This window comes from Paraburkholderia rhizosphaerae, from assembly GCF_004366595.1.
In the GTDB taxonomy this organism is placed as follows: Bacteria; Pseudomonadota; Gammaproteobacteria; order Burkholderiales; family Burkholderiaceae; genus Paraburkholderia; species Paraburkholderia rhizosphaerae.
This window is the reverse complement of sequence record NZ_SORE01000001.1, coordinates 395,398-414,008: the sequence shown is the minus strand read 5'-3', so window position 1 is coordinate 414,008 and position 18,611 is coordinate 395,398. Positions and strand designations below refer to the sequence as shown.

Genomic DNA, 18,611 nt, shown 5'->3' with positions numbered 1-18,611 from the left:
AGGAGGTGGGACTGTTCCGTCTAGGGAGCGTCGTTGTTTGCCTTCAGAAAATCGACGAACGCGCGTAACGGCGCGGGCAGATGACGGCGTCCTGGATAGTAGAGAAACGGCCCGGAAAATGGCTGCCACCATCGCTCGAGAATCGGCTCGAGCGCCCCGCTATCCAGATGCGGGCGCAACAGATCTTCATACAGATGAATCACGCCCAGACCGGCCAGCGCCGCATTGATCGCCAGTTCGACTGCGATGCCGGGCCGCACGACCAGCGGCCCCGGCGGATCGACGCGCAACACTTCGCCGTCGCGCTCGAAGTCCCAGGTCGGCATCGCGCCGCCGGCGAACTGGCCACGCAGGCACGCATGCGCGAGCAGTTCGCGCGGGTGCGTGGGCCGGCCGTGCGCGTCGAGGTACGCCGGTGTGGCGGCGGTCGCGAAGCGCTGCACGCGCGGCCCGATTGGAATCGCGATCATGTCCTGCTCGAGCCTTTCGTCGTACCGAATGCCGGCATCGCAGCCGATTGAAAGCACGTCGACAAAACTGTCTTCGACCACCACTTCGACACGAATGCCGGGGTAGGTCTTCAGAAACCGCGTGACGATATCCGGCAACACAATGCGCGCGACACCCGATGGCACATTGAGCCGCAGCGTGCCGGTCGGTTTGTCGCGGAACACGTTCAGCACATCGAGCGCGGCCTCCATTTCGCTGAACAGCGGCGTCAGCTTTTCGATCAGCCGCTCGCCCGCTTCGGTCGGGGCGACGCTGCGCGTCGTGCGGTTCAGCAGCCGCAGACCGAGCTTCGCTTCAAGGCGGCGCACCGCCGTGCTGAGGCTCGACGCGGACACGCCATTGATGCGCGCGGCGTCGCGAAACCCGCCGGCGCGCGCGACCGACACAAACGCGGCGAGGTCATTCATCTCGGTGGCCATTGTTCACCTTTTTGCACAGCCCGTTCGATCTGGATGGGATTATCTAACAATAAGATCGCTCCCATACTGGCGCCCAACGTCAACGCCGAGGTCAGCGCTGACTTCCACAACCCGCCACGGAGATCACGGTCATGTCGAACTTCACCCCCAAGCCCACGTTTTCGCTCGCCGGACGCGCGGTGCGCCGCATGGGCTACGGCGCGATGCAGCTGGCCGGTCCGAACGTGTTCGGGCCGCCTAAGGATCGCGGCGCCGCAATCGCGGTGCTGCGCGAAGCGGTGGCCGCCGGCATCGATCACATCGATACCAGCGACTTTTACGGTCCGCACATCACCAATCTGCTGATCCGCGAGGCGCTTCACCCGTACCCGGACGACCTGACAATCGTCACGAAGATCGGCGCGCGCCGCGACCACGCCGCCGCATGGTTGCCCGCGTCCGAGCCGGAAGAACTGCGGCAGCAGGTCCACGATAATCTGCGCAACCTGCGCGTCGACGCGCTCGATGTGGTCAACCTGCGGGTCATCGGTAATTTGCATGCACCGTCGGAAGGCTCGATCGAACGACAGGTGACCGCGCTCGCCGAACTGCAGCGCGAAGGGCTCGTGCGTCACATCGGGCTGAGCAACGTGACGTCGGCGCAGGTCGCCGAGGCGCGCAGCATCGTCGAAATCGTCTGCGTGCAGAACCTGTACAACGTGGTTCAGCGCGAAGACGATGCATTGGTCGACGAACTCGCGGCCAAAGGGATCGCGTTCGTGCCGTTTTTCCCGCTCGGTGGTTTCACGCCGATCCAGTCGTCGGTGCTCGCGAAGGTCGCGCAGACCATCGGCGCGACGCCGCGGCAGGTCGCCCTTGCGTGGCTGCTTTATCGATCGCCCAATATTCTGCCGATACCGGGCACATCGTCGGTCGCGCACCTGCGCGAAAATGTCGATGCGGCGACGCTTGAATTGCCGGATACGGCGCTCGCCGAACTCGATGCGATGAGTGTGTCGCAGGCGAACGGATGATCAATAGCGGCTGCGCTTAACCGGTGACATCGGCCTCTTTCGCCGGGGCCGGCATGCGCCGCGTCAGTTCATCGCTCTTGCGGCGAAATTCCTGCGCGACGAACGCGTCATAGCCAGCCGCTTCCAGTGCGCGCAAATGCGGCGCCTGCTCGACAGCGACGATCGAGCGCACCGCCGCGAGCGCCGACGATAGCGCAAACAGCACCCCTTGCCCGCTGCGCGGATCGAGCATCGCGGCGGCATCGCCAACGATCCGGTACGCCGCGCCACCGGCCGGGCGCACAAGGCGCCAGCTCACGTCGAAGCCGCGCGCGGTGACGGCATCGTCTGCTCCAGTCGTAAATGGGTACATCGCCGGCGGCGGCGCGTTCGCATCGCCGGCGTCACTGGCGTCACCGGCCCAGGTCCACGCCAGCGCGCCGTCGTCGAGTGACGCCTGCCATAGCCAGCCCGTGCTGGACGTGTGAAACGTCGGCATCGCCAGCGCCGTTTTCTGCTGCGCATCAGGATCGGCGACACGCTGCATCCGTGTCACGCCACGCCACGCAACCATCCGCGCGCCATGCGTGACCGTGGCCAGACCGAGCAGCCGCTGCAGCAAGCCGCTACGCCCCGATGCGTCCACCAGCCAACGCGCGCGATGACGCACCTTCGCGGTCTGCAACACAACCTCTTTCGTTGTGCACGCCGCATCGGTCACGCGGTCCCGCCGCAGCGTCAGGCCCTGTTCGAGTGCATGGTTCAGCAGCACGCGGTCGAATAGCCCGCGCTCGACGTGCCATCCCTGCTCCGTCGACAAGCCCGTCTCGCCGTAAAACCGCCGCGCCACCCCGTCGGAGACTATGCCGCTGAAACGCCCGACGATCGCGTCGGCGAACCGGTGCGCGGCAAGACCCGCTGCTTCGAGCAGCACGGGCACCAGCGGCGGCACGCTATCGATCGCGCCTCGATGGTTCGCCGGCGCCGGCGGCGCGAGCATGGTGCATCGCAAACCCGCGCGCGCGAGGGTCAAGCCGGCCATGCAACCGGCGGGACCATCGCCCACGACCAGCACATCACATGTTGCTTCGTTCATCGCGTTCCCCTTCTTGCCAGGCGCCATATGCGCCGATCGTTTCGTCATAAGACGCATAGCGGACTGCGCGCGGCACGAGATCGTCGACGCCGTCGAAACGGCACTCGGCCTTGATCCGTTTGCTGACGGGCCGCCATAGCCGCCAGTAGCCCGCGGCAGCGGCACTCGATACGATGTCTGACATGACCGGCTGCACGTGGTCGTTATCCGGTACGCACAACTCGAACGTATAGTGCGTGGCGTCCGCCTCGGCATTTCGAACGACGCTCGCACGGACAATCCAGTACTGCGTGAGCGACGGCATCTCCGATCCGGCCTTCGGGATCACGCCGATGCACGCGCGCAACGCCTCCATCCGCCGAATCAGTTCCTCGCTCGACAGATCGAATACACGTGACGCGAACGTGTGCTGCGTCGCGTTGTACACATAGTCCGAGCGGCGAATATCCGCTGAATTGACACCCGCCACGCCGTCGCGCATCTGAAAGAACGGACCGAATTCGCCATCCCAACCGGGTTTTGAGTCGGGCGCGCCGTGCGGACTGTCCGGATGGAAGCCCAGTTCGTCGTCAAGCATCGGGATCGCGCTCGGAATGCCGGGCCGCTCGAACGTGCGCGCGGCATCCGGCGACGCAGCGGGCCAGTACGCGTTGGCCGACGCGCAGAACTTCACATCCTCCGGAAACGGCGAACCGAGCCCATGTGTCGTGTAGTAGTAGGTGCCATTCAGTTCGTCGTATGACACATCCCAACCCGGCGCGAACTCGTTCGATGCGCTGTCGGCAAGAAAACCGCCAGCACGCCGCGGGAAATGCGCGGCCTTCGGAGCATCGCTTGCGTCGTCGGCGGACTTCACCGGACGCGACACCAGTGCCGCCACCGTGTTATCCGTGCTTGCGAACAGCGGTTCGCCGCTCCACGGGTCCTTCAGTAGCAGGTTCGGTACGAAGCGCCCGGCCGATAGCGGCGCCGGCCCGCCTTCCTTGAATCGATGCGACGCCGCGCGCAATGGCAGCGTTTGACTCCATACCTGAAGGTCTTCCTCATCGGCACGCGGGAAGAAATCGGGAGCGGTAACGAGCACGAAGGCCGCCGAACTGGGCACCCCATCGATCACCGCCCAGACCGCGCCATCCATGACACCGTCGTCGAACATCGCTGCCTCGAAGCCGCCGGCGTCGAGCACCGCTTCATATTCGCCAGCCGGCAATGTATTGCCGAGCACTGTAATGCGGCCATCGGGCTCGACGCGGTGCCGGATGTTCGCGTATTCCGGCGCGGCGCGAGGCCGCACCTTGGGCAGCGGATCGAGCACGTCCGGCAACACGTGCTCGAGCTGCGCAAACGCGGTTTCGAGCACAAGACGTGTCTTGCTCGATGGCACCTGCAACGACGTGTAGTGCCGGTTCAAGCTCAGATTGCCCGCATCGATCCCGTGCCCTCTCAATAGCGACGGCGGCCATTCGCGCGGCGGGACCGTGAACCGTGCGATCTGCTCTTCCTGCATCGCGATCGACACCAGTTGCGCGCGCGGCCGCGGACCGACGATGCATGCGCCATCGAATACATCGAGTTCGATACCGGCATCGCCACCGCTCGCACCGGTCGGCACTTCGATGCGCGCTTCGTTGACGAACGGCGCGCGCGTCACATCCAGCGTCGGTGGCACGCTTGCGCCGCTGACGTCGATTACGCGCTTGAGTTTGTCGCCGAGAAAGTAGCCGCGAAAGCGGATCGAACGCACCGGAGAAGCGCTGCCGGGAACGCGCGCGCCTTCGAACAGCTTGCGAACCGGCAATACAAAACTGCGGCGCGCATCGCCGTGCACGGTGTCGAGGACCGACACGTGAGCGGGCACGCCATCGACGATGCGGCACAGAAACAGGCCGACGCGTGCGCGCGTGACGCGAAAGCCATCACCCGCCCACGACTCCCAGGTTTGCTCCGCGGGAACGAATCGGGCGTCGCGCGTGCCGACACGGGTAATCGCCACGCGCGAGTAGACCATGTCCGCGTGACGTCGATGCGCGGTCGCGGCGCGATTGCGGTACGCATAGGCCAGCACCATCGGCACCAGCGGACCGTCGGGCGCCGGCTCGCGTTCGCCAAGCAGATAGATGTAATTTTCGATGACATCGAGTGCGTCGAGCGACGGGCGCTCGAGGCCACGCGTCGGATGGGCACCGGCCCACACGTGATAAATAATGCTTTTGGCCGGGTCGTTCGGGCAAAGCGCCGCATGCGCATCGGGGGCGAGATCGCTGACGAGCGGATCGTCGCGATCTATCCGGGCAAGCGTGGCGACAGGCTGCAGCAATGAATCGCGCAGCACGTCGAGCGGCGCGTTGAAGTCCGGCTCGATGTTAAAGCGTGCGAACACCGGCGCCCAGCCGGCCGCAAACCACTTTCGCAAAACATCGAGCGCACGAGTTTCAATGTCGATCATGTCGAAGGCCTCTGGTTGCGGCTCGCGATGTATCGCGATCACCGGCTTGTTTCCAGAACACCGCCCGCGCGTCGACTATTCCGTAGATGAATTGAACGCGGTTAAGTCCATGGTTGGCAGGCGCCACGCAAAACGCGAGCGCCTGCCAACCTGCATGCATCAGAAATTCGCGTGCACGTTCACAACAGCACTCAACGATTCGCCGACAAATGCACCCGCCGCATTCGCGGCAACGTAGTAACGCCGATCAAACAGATTGTGCACATTCAGGTCGATGCCCCACCGCGACGCTTCATAGCCGAATGCGGCGTTCGTAATCACATACGACGGAATCGAGTTCACATTGGTGATGTCGCTGTAAGTCTTCGCGACGTAGTTCACACCCGCGCCCACATGAAAACCCGGGATGCCATCGATCGAAAAGTCGTAAGTTGACCAGAGGTTGCCGATATAAGCCGGCGCACCTTGCGGACGATTGCCGACCGACGCAATCCCTTGCGGGTTGTCAGTGATGACCGGGTCCTGCGCGGTGAAGTTCGCGATCACATGCCAGTGGCTCGTCAGCGCCGCATCGATCGACGCCTCGGCGCCGCGCGTCTTCTGGCTGTCAAAGACGACTGATTCGACACCGTTGACGGTTTGCAACGCCGCGACGTTGTCGCGTTTGACATCGAACAGCGCGGTGTTGAGGATCAGCCGCTCGTTGAGCAGCGAGAACTTCACGCCGACTTCATATTGAAGCGCGGATTCCGGCGCCCCGATGCCGTTCTGCGTGTTCTCCGAATTGAAGTTCGCGAAGTGGCTCTTCGAAATGCCGAAGTAAGGCGACATCCATGGCAGCAGCTTGTACAGCGCACCGATATTCCAGCTGACCGGCGCATCGTTGCGTGAATCCGTCACACCGGCGAGCAACGGCTGACCATTCGTGCCGAACCGCCCAGGCACCGAGATATTCGGCGTCAACGACGTGTCCCACCAGTCCTGGCGGACGCCAGCGCGCACTTTCAGTTTGTCGGTTACGTCGATCTGATCGGTCGCATACACGCTGTAATAGTTGGCGACCAGGTTGTCGTTGTCGCATGAATGCTTCGCGTCGCACAGGAATGCGAGTTGGCCGAGACTGGTTTCCGGCGGCACCGGATTGAACGCGTCCGGAATATTCGGCAGATCGGCAGTCGTGCGTTCGGTATCGATCGTCTGATGCTGATACTCGAAGCCGGTCAGCAGCGTATGTCCGACACTGCCCGTCGCGAACTTCCATACCGGTTCGAGCTGATAGTCGAAGCTGTTGTCGCTGTCGTCCTGCTGCCGCAACTGCCGGCCGACCACTTCGCCATCGCTGATCTTCGTGCTGGTGCTATCGCCGTTGGTCAGCGCGTCGAGCGAGCGGTGCAGATACGAGAAGCGGTTATTGATCGTCAGGATGTCGTTCACGCGCCACTGGTCGCTAATTGTCGGGCGCACGTAGGTTTGCTTTGCGGTCGCGAACGGCGTCGAGAATTTCGCGTCCCGCGACACGGTCGAAAGCGGCGAACCGTGGAAGTAGATAATGCCGTACGAGTCCGGCGTTTCGTGTATATCGCGCAGGTCCAGCGAGAACTGAATCGTGTGTTTGCCGAGTTGCCATTGCAGTTCCGGCCTGACTTCATAGTCGCGGCTCGCGAGATCGCGAAAACCGTCGGTGCGCGAGAAGGTCCCATCGATCCGGTAATTCAGGCCGGAGATGCCGGTCGGGCCGGTGATGTACGCGGTGTTGGTCACCGTGCCGAATGAGCCCGCCTGAACGCTGCCGCCATAGTGCAAGTCGGGCGACGGCGTGTAGTGCACGATATTGAGCGTGCCACCCGGAGGCCCGCTGCCAAATAGCGCCGACCCTGGTCCTTCGACTACCTCGACGCGCTCGACGCCGTTCAGCGAATGCGAAATGCCGCTGAGCTCGTCGCCGTCGGAGAAACCATCTTCGTAAACTTGCGCGTTCAGGCCGCGAATCAGAAAGTGATCGTAATAGCCCTTCGAATCCTGCCCGCCATAGTTGACGCCGCTCGCGTTCGTGATCGCATCGCGCAGCATCGTGCCGCCCTGTTCGTTCACCAGTTGACGCGGAATGACCTGAACACTGGCCGGCAGATCTTCAAGCCGCGTGCCGGTTTTACTCGACGCCGCGCGTTGCCGCGGATCGTTCACACGGTCGGTTTCGACGAGCGGTCCATAACCGGTCGGCGCGCTTCCTTGCACATGAATCGCAGGCAGTGTCGCATCGGGCAGCGTGGCGCCGGATGAGGTTGCGGATGGAGTTGCCGATGGCGCGACGGACGGCGCTTGTTCTTGTGACTGCGCCCAGCCGGACTGCGCGAACGCGATGCCCATGCATAGCGCCGCAAGCCGGACGTCGGCCGCATCGCGCACACAAGCACAAGCGAGGCGTGCCGCGCTGCGCGCATTTCTGATACTCATGAATCGATCCCCTTTCGAACGCACTTCAGTTATGTGCCGTTTCGCTGCGTGTGTGCGGATGACGAATAACGCCAACCACGCGTAGTGCACGAACGGCATGCGGCAGCCGCGCGCGGCGATGCGCGCGGCTGAACGAGCACGAAAGTGGGGACCTGATCGGATGCGAACGCTACTTCGGCGATCGCTAAAACGGCGTGTGCGCGCGAAAAGATACGCGCCGTGGTGAGAACGCGGGCTTCTCGAGGTTTATTCCCGTGCGTTGAAAATATTTTTGACGGGGGTGTCGATCATGCTTACGGATCGAAAGTTTCGGATGCTGATGCGCGTGATTCCGGCAATGCAGATGACCGAAAGGTGAGCGCGAAATTCAAAGTTGGGCACCGATTCCCAGCCCCCGAAAAAGCTCACCTCTGCCGCGATGCCGGTGTGCGATCAAGCGCGAGCACATCACGTGAGTCCGCGAGTCGGCGGTTGAACGTAACGCCACGCAGATCGAAATTCGCGTGTCGATGCAACACCGACCCGGGTACACCACTCACGGGCAACGCTGACTAGAAGGTACCGAACAGCGACCCCAGCACGATCACAACAGCCAGCGCAAGCAGCGCACCGATCACAGCGACCATCACAATGTCGCGATAGCTTTGCTTGTGCGTCGTGCCGCACACCGCCAGCAAGGTCACGACCGCGCCGTTGTGCGGCAGACTATCGAGCGTGCCCGACGACATCACGGCAACGCGATGCAATAGCGCCGGATCGATATGATGCGCGGCGGCCAGTTCCAGATAAGTGCGCCCTAACGCGTCAAGCGCGATCGTCAAACCACCGGACGCCGAACCCGTCAGCGCGGCGAGCAGATTCGTCGCAACCGCGAGCGACACGAGCGGCCCGCCGCCGATGCCGAGCACCCATTCGCGCACGGTTTCGAACGCGGGCAACGCCGCAATCACCGCGCCATAGCCGACCAGACTGCCGACACTCAACACCGGCAGCACCGACGCATTCGCGCCCGCGTCGACACTTGCGCGTAGCGCGGGCAGCCGCGAACGATTGAGGAAAACCAGCACCACGATCGCGACCGCCAGCGCGACCAGCACGCCCCATACGCCGCTGACCGCGGCAAGCGTCGTGTTGCCCCAACGCGGCTCGCTGAGATACGACGCGTCGATGCGCGGCAGAATCAGAACGTTCATCGCGAAGTTCAGCCCCACCACAACGATCAGCGGCACGATCGCGACACCGAACGGCGGTCGATTGGCGCTCACGCTGCCGTTCGCAATCTCGGCGGGGTCGAACGCTTGCGACACGGTCGCGCGCTCACGCACCAGTTCTTCGTCATTCGCGGTCAGCGGTTCGCCGCCGAAGCCTTCGCCCGCCCGGCGCGCCGCCGATTCCTCACGCGCGAGCCACCACAATCCGAACGCCACCATTACCGCGCTCGCAATCACGCCGAGGCCCGGCGCCGCGAACGGCGTGGTGCCGAAGAATGGCATCGGAATCGCGTTTTGTATCGCAGGTGTGCCGGGCAGCGCGGACATCGTAAACGTCGACGTGCCGAGCGCGATTGCAGCGGGCATCAACCGGCGCGGCACGTTAGCGGAGCGAAACAGCGCTTCGGCCATCGGCGCCAGCACGAAGAACGCGACAAACAGACTCACGCCGCCATACGTGACGATCGCCCCGCCGATTACTACCGCCAGCACCGCGCGGCGCGCGCCAAGCTTTCGCATCATGTACTGCGCGATCGCATCGACCGATCCGCTGTCTTCCATCAGCTTGCCGAACAGCGCGCCAAGCAGGAACAGCGGAAAGAACTGCGCGACGAAGCGCGACGCGCTGCCCATAAAAGTCAGCGTCCAATGCGCAAGCACCGGTTCGGCGGACACCAGCGCGGCGAGCATCGCGGCCAGCGGCGCGAGCAGCAGCACACTCCAGCCGCGATACGCGAACCAGATCAGCGCGGCAAGACTCACCAGCATGCCGGCAAGGCCGACCAGCGTCATCGCGGTCATTGGAGCACTCCGTCGAGCAGCGCATCGAGGTCGAGCGACGAGCGCACGCCAAGATCGATGCCATGCAGATCGAGAAACGCTTCTGCGCTCTTGCGCCCTTCGTCGCGCAGCATCGTCAGGAAGCGCCATTCGGCATTGAGCTTCGATGAGTAGCCGAGCGTGTTCATCACCGGACTTGAAATGCGGTGGATGCGCATCGCCGCCCAACGACGACCTTCAGCGCAGCCGGCATCCGCTGCCTTGTGCAGCAGCGCCATCATGCGCAGTTCCTTGATAAGCGGCGCGTTGAACGCAACCTCGTTCAGGCGACTGACGATATCGCGGGCCGAACGCGGCGTCTCCGTGCGTTCGACCGGATTGACCTGCACCAGCACCGTGTCGCTCGATTCGCATTCGCGAATTAGCGGCGTAATGGTCGGATTGCCGGCATAGCCGCCATCCCAGTACGTTTCGCCGTCAATCTCGATAGCCTGAAAGAGGGTCGGCAAACAGGCGGACGCCAGCAGCACGTCCGGTGTCAGATCCGCGTTGCGGAAGATGCGCCCCTGTCCGGTGCGCACGCGCGTCGCGGTAATGAAGAGCTTGACGCGCGAAGCGCGCAGCGCGTCGAAGTCGATACTTTCGGCAAGGATGCGCCGCAACGGATTGACTGGCGTCGGGCTCAGGTCGTATGGGGACACAACGCGCGCCATCATGTCGAGCGCGAGGAATATCGGCGAGTGATCGAGCGTCCAGCGGCCGAGCAGCACGTCGAGCGGACTGCGCCGGAACGGGCTGAACAGTGCGCCGTCGGCGACGCGCCGCCAGAACGATTCGAGCGCCTGTCGCGCGCCCGCCGCACCGTCCTTCGCGAGACCGCTGACCAGCACCGCCGCGTTCATCGCACCGGCCGATGTGCCCGAGATGCCTTCGATCCGCAAGCGCGGTTCTTCAAGCAACCGGTCGAGCACGCCCCATGTGAAAGCGCCGTGCGAACCGCCGCCCTGCAAGGCCAGATCGATAAGCAATGGCGGTTCGTTGCCTGATGCTTGAAGAGGAACGGATGGATCGGTCATCGCGTCTTCCGGATCGTCGCAGTATCACGAAGGGTATAAGGCAACTGCCGAATGGTAAAGATTTCGATCGATAACGATGCGCGATGCGCGTTGTGCGATTCAGCAAGCATCGTTGACTCTTTCCGTCGACGCGTACGATAGGAACCGGCTGCGCAGCGACTCCCGAAAAACCTCACCTTGACGCAAGTTCGCGGCCACTCACACGATTCGCGCGATATCTGCGCCGCGCGGACGGAGCGATTAAGCTTCGACTCAACAGGGCACGCCGGCATTTCCCCGACAAGGGGACCTCAACCCCAGGAGGTCAACATGATTGAAGTTGTCCAGGCATTCGACCGTGAACCGATCACGCAGCTTCCGGCCGACGATGCCGCCGCGCTCGAGCGCAAGCTCGCCACCGCGTGGAAGCTGTTCAAGGACCGCAAAGGCTGGCTGAAGCCGCATCAGCGCATCGACGTGCTGCGCAAGCTCGCAACCCTGATGGAAGCAAAGCGTGAGCACTTCGGCCGGCTGATCGCGCGCGAAGGCGGCAAGCCCTATACCGATGCGCTGATCGAGACGGACCGCGCGATCGATGGCGTGCGCAATGCGGCGGAACTGCTGCGCACGCGCGCCGGCTCGGAGATTCCGATGGGCATTACGCCGGCTAGCGACAATCGCCGCGCATGGACGATTGCCGAGCCGATCGGCGTCGTCGCCGCGATCTCGGCCTTCAATCATCCGTTGAACCTGGTCGTGCACCAGGTTGCACCTGCGATCGCCACCGGGTGCCCGGTCATCGTGAAGCCGGCGAGCGCGACGCCGCTGAGCTGCTTTGAACTGGTCGATCTGGTCAACGAGGCCGGCATGCCGGAAGGCTGGGTGCAAACCTTTTTGCCCGAAGCACGCGGATTGTCTGAAGCATTCGCGACCGACTCGCGGGTCGCTTTCCTCAGTTTCATCGGATCCGCGCGGGTCGGCTGGCATTTACGGTCGAAGCTTGCACCGGGTGCGCGTTGTGCACTGGAGCATGGCGGTGTTGCGCCGGCGATCGTCGACAGAAGCGCGGACCTGGACCGCATCATCGATCCGATCGTCAAGGGCGGCTATTACCACGCGGGCCAGGTCTGCGTGTCGATCCAGCGTATCTATGTGCATGCGGACCTGCAGAAGGAATTCGTCGATCGCTTTGCCGCGCGCGTGGCCGCTTTGCGAGTGGGTGATCCGGTTCGGCCCGAAACCGAAGTCGGGCCGCTGATCACGCCGTCGGAGTCGGAGCGTGTGGAAGGCTGGATCAGCGAAGCGGTAGCGGCGGGGGCGACGCAGCTCGGCGGGGGCCGTGTCAGTGCGACCACGCTAACGCCCGCCGTGCTCGTGAATCCGCCGAAAGACGCGAAGGTCTCCACGCTCGAGGTCTTTGGGCCGCTGACCTGTGTTTATCCGTTTCAGTCACTGGACGAAGCGATTGCCGAGGCCAATTCGCTGCCGGTCGCGTTTCAGTCCAGCATTTTCACGCGCGATCTGGCGTCCGCGTTCGAAGCGGCCGAAGGGCTCGATGCATCGGCGGTGATGATCAACGATCACACCGCGTTCCGCACCGACTGGATGCCGTTCGCGGGACGGCATGAGTCCGGGTATGGCATTGGCGGCATTCCGTACACCGCGCATGAGATGACGGCGGAGAAGATGATCGTGTTCAAGACATGATCGTCATGCGCAAGCTGGGCGCGGGGTCGGGTGAGGGAGTCGCGGTGTCCGTTCGTGCGGCATACGTGCGGCATACGTGCGGCTCCTGAAAACGCTCACCTATACGCGATTCGTGATTCGATCAGCGGTAAAACGTCGTCGCGGAAGCTGGCCGATCGCCGGGTTGCGCACGAGTTTTTACCGTTTGGATTGCAGAGTAAATCGACTCGCCAGGCCGGTGGCTTCAATTTACGATGCTGTTGTCATCCGGCTAGGCTTGGCCGCGTGTTGACCGGGTCAACCCTTGTTCGGCCATGCGGGCACGCGGCTCCGGCGCTTGCCACTTTCAACCAGCGACAGGTGCGCGGCCTTACCGGACGCCTTCGGTGACATGCGTGTCTGCCGCCGCGGCGCAGGCGCCACCAATGGCACATCGCCGTCACTGGCGCCATTGACGCGACGACTCGGCGCCATTCTTCGCGCGGTGAGCGACAGCGCGGTCGTCGCAGCGGCGAACACATAAAAATTCGATCCGAGGTTGAACATCGTGCCGGCTATCGAGCACATGATCAACGCCGCGAACATCGCCTGACGCATCGAATGGCAGACCATCCGGCTGAGCAGCGGCGCCTGCACCGGAATGCGCGCGACGAGGCAGTTCCATGCGAACACGCCGAACAGCACCGCTCCGGCGAAGCCAAGGTTCGACAGCAGAGCAAGCACAAAACTGGAGGTTCGCGCGCTACCGAGCCCGATGCCGAACCCATAGGTATCGATAATATTCGTGATCGCCTGCTGGTTCCATGAACCGCGCTCGCGTCCCGAATCGCTGTCGGCCTTCGCCATCACGGTGTCGTTGAAAAAGCCGAGCACCGATTCGAGCATGCCCGGCTTGAATATCAGGCTGAACAACAGCGCAAGGATCGCGAGACAACCGACGGCAGCGAACAAATATCCCTTTCTCGCGCGGGCGTGCGGCCAGATCCGGTCGTCGCGGCTGCATAGCAGCACCATCAGGTAGGCGACCATGCCGACGTACGCGGTGGTCGACGTCGACAACATGATCAGCACGACCGACGCGAGCGCAATCAGGCCCGTCAGGCGCGGCCGGTAGCCGAACAGCCACATGTTGGCCGTGAACGCGAACAGCTGCATCGTGAAGCCGGCATACGTGGACGCTTCGGTGAATGTGCCGGTGATGCGTCGCAGCCCGCCCACTTCCTCGCCGTCGTGAATCGTGTAGCCCGCAGTCTTGATCCAGCCTAGCGCGTTAATTCCAACGGCGCCGCCAACCATATCGACGACGCCCGCGACCACATTCAGCCCGGCGAGCACGAGCATCGCCAGCGCCAGATGCCGGTAGCCGTCCTTTCTCGCGAGAAAAATCGTCATGCAGCAATAGATCACCACGTCGCTGATGAAGTACACGGACTGCGTGAGGTTCCCGGACACCGGCGCAAGCGGCACGGGCCCCACGGCATTCGGATCGGCAGCGTCCTTGCTGATTGCGAACACATTGGTCGCGCCCGCGAACGCACGCGGCAGGAACCACGCGCCGATCAGCGCAACGACCGCGAGCCACACCAGGGGGAAGCCGGGACTGCCGGGCGCGAGTGGTCGCCACAGTCCGGCCGGGCCGCCCATATTGAACGCACGGATAAAGAGGAAGATCAGGAACAGTGTTTCGGGAGGAAGGGTAATGCCGCCCACCGTCAGGGTGGCCGCGGCCGCGAACAGCCAACTGACGACGAGGATGTACATCGACCAATGGGATTCGACGTTCAGCGCGAGCATGCCCAACACGAGCACGACCACGGCGAATACCTGAATTTCCATGTTGGTCGATCCTTTTTAGACGCTAACCCCGGTAGTCGTTTATATCGCCAGCGGCGTCCGGCCGCCATCTGGATCAACCGCTGTTGGTGCGGTGCATAACAAAGCACTAGCGGTTGCGTTCAGTTGCGAGCGCACGGAACGTATCGTCCGGGCTGGAAGATCGACAGCAGGTAATCACGCATGCCGGGATCGAAACTCGGCTGATACACGGTGGCTGGCCACCATCGGCCGGAACCGAACGAAAACGCGACAGGAAACGACCCGTCCAGGTGCCGCTGCAGATCGTCGCGCGACGCGAATTGCGTGAAATCGATCACGCACGCATGGGCATGATGACCGGCAATGGCTTTCATTAAATCCGCGACGCTATCGGGCTTCGAGTACGGACCCGTGCGGATATCGACGATCGATGCATGCGTCGGATAGTAGAGGCGTGCTTCATCGTCCACGGTCTCGGCGACGCGCGGCGGCCGACGCAATGTGACGATCAGGTCGGCGTCCGTTGCAGGGCCGCGATAGCGCTGCAACGCCGCGACCGGTGACGCGTACCCGTTCGCCAGCGTGTCCTTCAGCATCGGTAGCCAGGCACTACCCGAGTACGCCGCCGCGTCGGTCAGCGCCGCCAGCAGGACTAGCACGCCGTAAATCACCGCTGGCCCGGCCGGAAAACGGGGTGTCGGAATGCGGGTCCGCAATCCGATTAGCCCGGCGACGACGAAGGTCAGCCCGTAGCTGAGCGTGCGCGGGTCATACAGGTCGTACTGGGTTCGAAACCGCAGACAGAAAGCAAGCAGCAGAAAGCCTGCGCCCATCAGCGCGAGCATCCGTGATTCGGGCGCGGTGGTGTTGTCGGCGGTTCGGTCCGCAGTTCTATCTTCCGCGCGCTTCGACCAGTATTTGCGCGTCAGCCATAGCAGCGCCGCCACCGAGACGCCGAGTATCACGACCTCCTTCGTCAGTTGCCGAACGAATCGAAACACGAGGAAAGCGGGCGTCTCCGGCGCGGGAATGCGCGGCATGCCGGTGGCAAGGCCGCTGAGCACTGTGTTGAGCTTCAGATAAGCGATGAAGAACAGCGCCGCGGCGATAAACGCGGGTAACGTCCTGAGCGCGGTGCGCGTGCCATACGCCCGCCACGCGCACAAGAAAATAACCGCCGCGAAAGGCGCGAAAAAATAGCGCGACGACACGCCAACGAGCAGGAAGAAGGTCAGCAGCGCGACGGCGCCATACGGATAGGACGCGTCGCGCCGATGCACGCGCGACAGCGCAAACAGGCTACCGCAGCAGGCGAGCAGAAAGAGGTTTTCCGACCACGTGTACAGAAACAACCCGATCGTGAACGGATTGATGACCACGAACGTCGGCACCAGCACGTTGCGCAACGTGCGTTGCAGCAGCAGAAACGCGAAGAACAGCAGGATCACGTTCGTGGCCTTGCTGCTGATCATCAGGCTCGCGATGTCGGCGGAAGGCGCGGTCAGCGCGAGCGCCAGCGGATACCCGCACGGGAACATCGAGAAATACGCGCCTGCGATCGAACAGCCTTCGCCGCGCTTGAGCGATTGTGCGAGAAGCAGGTAGTTCCATGAGTCGTGCGTCAGGAAGCCAAATGCGGCCGCGAGCGACGCGCCCAGAACCAGCACGACGAAGATCGCGAGCAGGTACACGAATTTCGTCGAGTACCAGCATTCCCTGGACTCTTTGTCGAGCGGTCGTGAGCCCAGTTGAGCCGTGCGCATCGTTGCGTCTCCCGTTTTGGCGACTCGTTTATATCGCACGCGCAGCATGCGTTTTAGTGCGACGGGGCACATTCGATCGCAATGAAGCCGTCTGGCGGCGCGCTTCGTCAAAGTCGATGGCTATTCGTTCGGCATCCCACATACCACCGGCGCGCGCGCTTTTACAGTCTCCGGCATCGACCGCGTTCACAGCCCGGGCCGCATGGGCTGCGCGGTTCGCATACTTTCATCGGATCGTCGAGCGCTTTTTTCGCGCGAACGGTCAGACGCGCCGGCACACGACGCAGCACGGGAAGCCGGTCACAGTCATCGGGAGACCCCGGAAATGCCAGCTTCCAGCAGAGGCGCGCGCGTGACAATCACGCCCGCTGTTTCAGTTTCGCTCGATCTGATGCGCTTCGTGCTCGCGATCATTGTCGTGGTCGCACACATGACGCAGCGCTTTTTTCAGAACGAGTGGCCGGACATCACCGGCATCGGCATGATCGCGGTCGGCGGCTTCTTCGTGATGAGCGGTTATACGATCCGCGCGTTCTCGCCGTCCGTCGCCGAGTTCAATGGGCGCCGCTTCGTCGTCGATCGTGTGTCGCGAATGCTGTCCGTCACGCTGCTCGCGCTCGTCGCGACGCTCGCGCTCGACACGTATTCGTCGCTCGCAGCGCCCGGCTGGTACAACCACAATTGGGGTACGCAGGCGGACCATCCGGTGATCCGCATCGTAGCGAACGTATTGCTGCTGAACCAGGTGTGGGGCGTCGATATGTCGCCGCTGTCCAATTCGCCGTTCTGGAGCCTGGGCTACGAAGCGGGTTTCTATGCGATCTGGGGCTCGCTGCTTTTTTGCCGTCACACCGGCCGCACGCTGCTGATTCCGCTCGCGGTCGCGCTGCTGTATGGGCCCAATGTGATCGCGGTGCTGCCGTTCTGGCTGGCCGGTGTGTTTATCTACGACCGTTTCTCGACGCCGCCGTCGCGGCGCCGCGCGATCATCGCGATCTGCGTGTCGGTAGTGGGTGCGCTGGTCGTCGCGCTGCTGTATCGGCAGATGCACGCCGCGCTGACTCATGGGCTCGAAGCGATTTTCCAGCTGATCGGTTGCCCTCGCCGCGTGCAGCCATCGCTGATGTGCGGCAGCCTGTTGTTCGTGTTCGGGCTTACCGCGTTGTTTGCCGCGCTGGAGCTCGCGGGGCCGCGCGTGCATCCGGGCGCGCGGTTCGTCGCGTTTTCACGAAACCTCGGCGACGCGACGTTTCCGCTCTATCTGCTGCATTTTCCGGTGCTGGTTGCGATCGGCGCGGCGCGCGACGGACGCCCTTTGTCGACTGCCGGGATGGTGGTCGCGCTGGTTGCGCTGCTCGTGCTCGCGTTTGCGATGTTGCCGCTCGGAAACCGCCTGAAGAACGCGATGCGCGCGCTGGGCAAAAGAGGCTTGGCGGCGACGCCCGTGCGCGGCGTCGCCGGTGCGGATGATGTGATGCGGTGACAGGCCGCGTCGATTGAATACAGGGCTATCGACCGGTACTGAGTCACGGCCTTAAATCCGGTCTAACCCAGCACTGTGTGTCCGGCCGCAATGTTCCCGAGCTCGGAGCGACTCGCGATCTCGAGCGCTCAAGCTGGTTTACCCGTTGCGCCGCGTGAGCCAGTCGAGGCTGTTGCGCCACAGCCGCTCGTAACCGTGCCACGACGAGAACTCCGGCGGCAACCAGTGCACCGACATGTCGCTAGTCCACGCAAGCGTGCGGCCTGCGCCGAATTGGCCCGCGGCCAACAACGGGTGCGCGGTTCCCGGCACTTGCATCACGAGGGTGGCGTCCGGTTTCAGTTCGACTTCGTTATAGCCGAGCAGATGCGGCCACGCGCCATCGATGCCGTGGACCAGCGGATGCTGCGTCACGCATTCCGGCGTGAATCCCTCCGGTACTTCGACGCGGTCGTCATAGGGCAGACAGCGCACCGGCAACACCTCTTCGACCGGTGTATTCCGGAAGCGCGCGCTGCCATTGATACCCTGGAAGCTCAGATACCCGCCGATCATCATCAGGCCGCCGCCGGCCGCGACGTAGTCGCGCAACAGCTTCAGCCGGTTCGGACTGCGCTGGCTGTTTATCCATGTATCCGGGTGCAGCAGCAACGTGTTCGCGCCGATGTCAGACAGAATCACCGCGTCCCATTCGTTTAATGCTTCCAGCGTCATAGGGAAATGCGTCTGCGCATCGTGGCTGGGCATGTACGTGATCGCATAATCGCCGCGCTCGAATAGCGCGAGAAACTGTTCCGCGCCGTTATGATGGGTGATCGACGCGAACTGGTCGAAGCCTTTCGCATGCGTCGCAGTGGAAGTCCACGATTCGCCGGCCAGCAACACTTTCTTATTCATTCGG

At 63.2% G+C, this 18,611-nt stretch carries 12 protein-coding genes; 3 read left to right on the top strand and 9 right to left on the bottom strand.

Going from position 1 to position 18,611, the window contains the following annotated elements; all coding sequences use genetic code 11:
* Positions 1-20: 20 nt before the first annotated feature.
* The gene (locus BX592_RS01755) at positions 21-929 is read right to left on the bottom strand and encodes a LysR family transcriptional regulator (protein WP_134189909.1); all 909 of its coding nucleotides are present in this window, start codon (positions 927-929) and stop codon (positions 21-23) included.
* Between the two features lie 131 nt (positions 930-1,060).
* On the opposite strand from BX592_RS01755, the gene BX592_RS01750 reads away from it, so the two are divergent.
* Complete coding sequence (locus tag BX592_RS01750; protein WP_134189908.1) at positions 1,061-1,942, top strand: aldo/keto reductase family oxidoreductase; 882 nt, start codon at positions 1,061-1,063, stop codon at positions 1,940-1,942.
* 16 nt (positions 1,943-1,958) lie between these two features.
* Here the strand turns inward: BX592_RS01750 and BX592_RS01745 are convergent, their stop codons facing one another.
* The 5 genes from BX592_RS01745 to BX592_RS01730 all read right to left on the bottom strand — a co-directional run bounded on the left by BX592_RS01745 (position 1,959) and on the right by BX592_RS01730 (position 10,984).
* Entirely contained in the window at positions 1,959-3,017 is a 1,059-nt protein-coding gene (locus tag BX592_RS01745; RefSeq protein WP_166676292.1) for an NAD(P)/FAD-dependent oxidoreductase, read from the bottom strand.
* Positions 2,998-5,463, bottom strand: coding sequence for a hypothetical protein (locus tag BX592_RS33700; protein ID WP_166676291.1), 2,466 nt, complete (start codon positions 5,461-5,463; stop codon positions 2,998-3,000). Before BX592_RS33700 ends, BX592_RS01745 begins: the two co-directional genes overlap by 20 nt.
* Positions 5,464-5,622: 159 nt before the next feature.
* Positions 5,623-7,917 (bottom strand): TonB-dependent receptor, encoded by a 2,295-nt coding sequence (locus BX592_RS01740; RefSeq protein ID WP_134189906.1) that lies wholly within the window; start codon positions 7,915-7,917, stop codon positions 5,623-5,625.
* A 551-nt stretch (positions 7,918-8,468) separates the two neighbouring features.
* Positions 8,469-9,929: a GntP family permease gene (locus BX592_RS01735; protein ID WP_208327827.1), complete on the bottom strand. Its 1,461-nt coding sequence runs from the start codon at positions 9,927-9,929 to the stop codon at positions 8,469-8,471.
* Entirely contained in the window at positions 9,926-10,984 is a 1,059-nt protein-coding gene (locus BX592_RS01730; RefSeq protein WP_166676290.1) for a patatin-like phospholipase family protein, read from the bottom strand. The genes BX592_RS01735 and BX592_RS01730 overlap by 4 nt, the downstream gene beginning before the upstream one ends.
* Positions 10,985-11,293: 309 nt before the next feature.
* Here BX592_RS01730 and BX592_RS01725 point away from each other — a divergent pair, with 309 nt between their 5' ends.
* Entirely contained in the window at positions 11,294-12,670 is a 1,377-nt protein-coding gene (locus BX592_RS01725) for an aldehyde dehydrogenase family protein (RefSeq protein ID WP_134189905.1), read from the top strand.
* A 276-nt stretch (positions 12,671-12,946) separates the two neighbouring features.
* Here BX592_RS01725 and BX592_RS01720 read toward each other — a convergent pair whose 3' ends face one another.
* Both BX592_RS01720 and BX592_RS01715 read right to left on the bottom strand, forming a co-directional pair.
* Positions 12,947-14,485, bottom strand: a complete 1,539-nt coding sequence (locus BX592_RS01720) for an O-antigen ligase family protein (RefSeq protein WP_134189904.1) — start codon at positions 14,483-14,485, stop codon at positions 12,947-12,949.
* Between the two features lie 119 nt (positions 14,486-14,604).
* Positions 14,605-16,227: a hypothetical protein gene (locus BX592_RS01715; RefSeq protein ID WP_134189903.1), complete on the bottom strand. Its 1,623-nt coding sequence runs from the start codon at positions 16,225-16,227 to the stop codon at positions 14,605-14,607.
* A 325-nt stretch (positions 16,228-16,552) separates the two neighbouring features.
* Between BX592_RS01715 and BX592_RS01710 the strand changes: the two genes are divergently transcribed.
* The gene (locus BX592_RS01710; RefSeq protein ID WP_166676289.1) at positions 16,553-17,710 is read left to right on the top strand and encodes an acyltransferase family protein; all 1,158 of its coding nucleotides are present in this window, start codon (positions 16,553-16,555) and stop codon (positions 17,708-17,710) included.
* A 138-nt stretch (positions 17,711-17,848) separates the two neighbouring features.
* On the opposite strand, the gene BX592_RS01705 is transcribed toward BX592_RS01710, so the two are convergent.
* Complete coding sequence (locus tag BX592_RS01705) at positions 17,849-18,607, bottom strand: glutamine amidotransferase (protein WP_134189901.1); 759 nt, start codon at positions 18,605-18,607, stop codon at positions 17,849-17,851.
* Positions 18,608-18,611 lie beyond the last annotated feature (4 nt).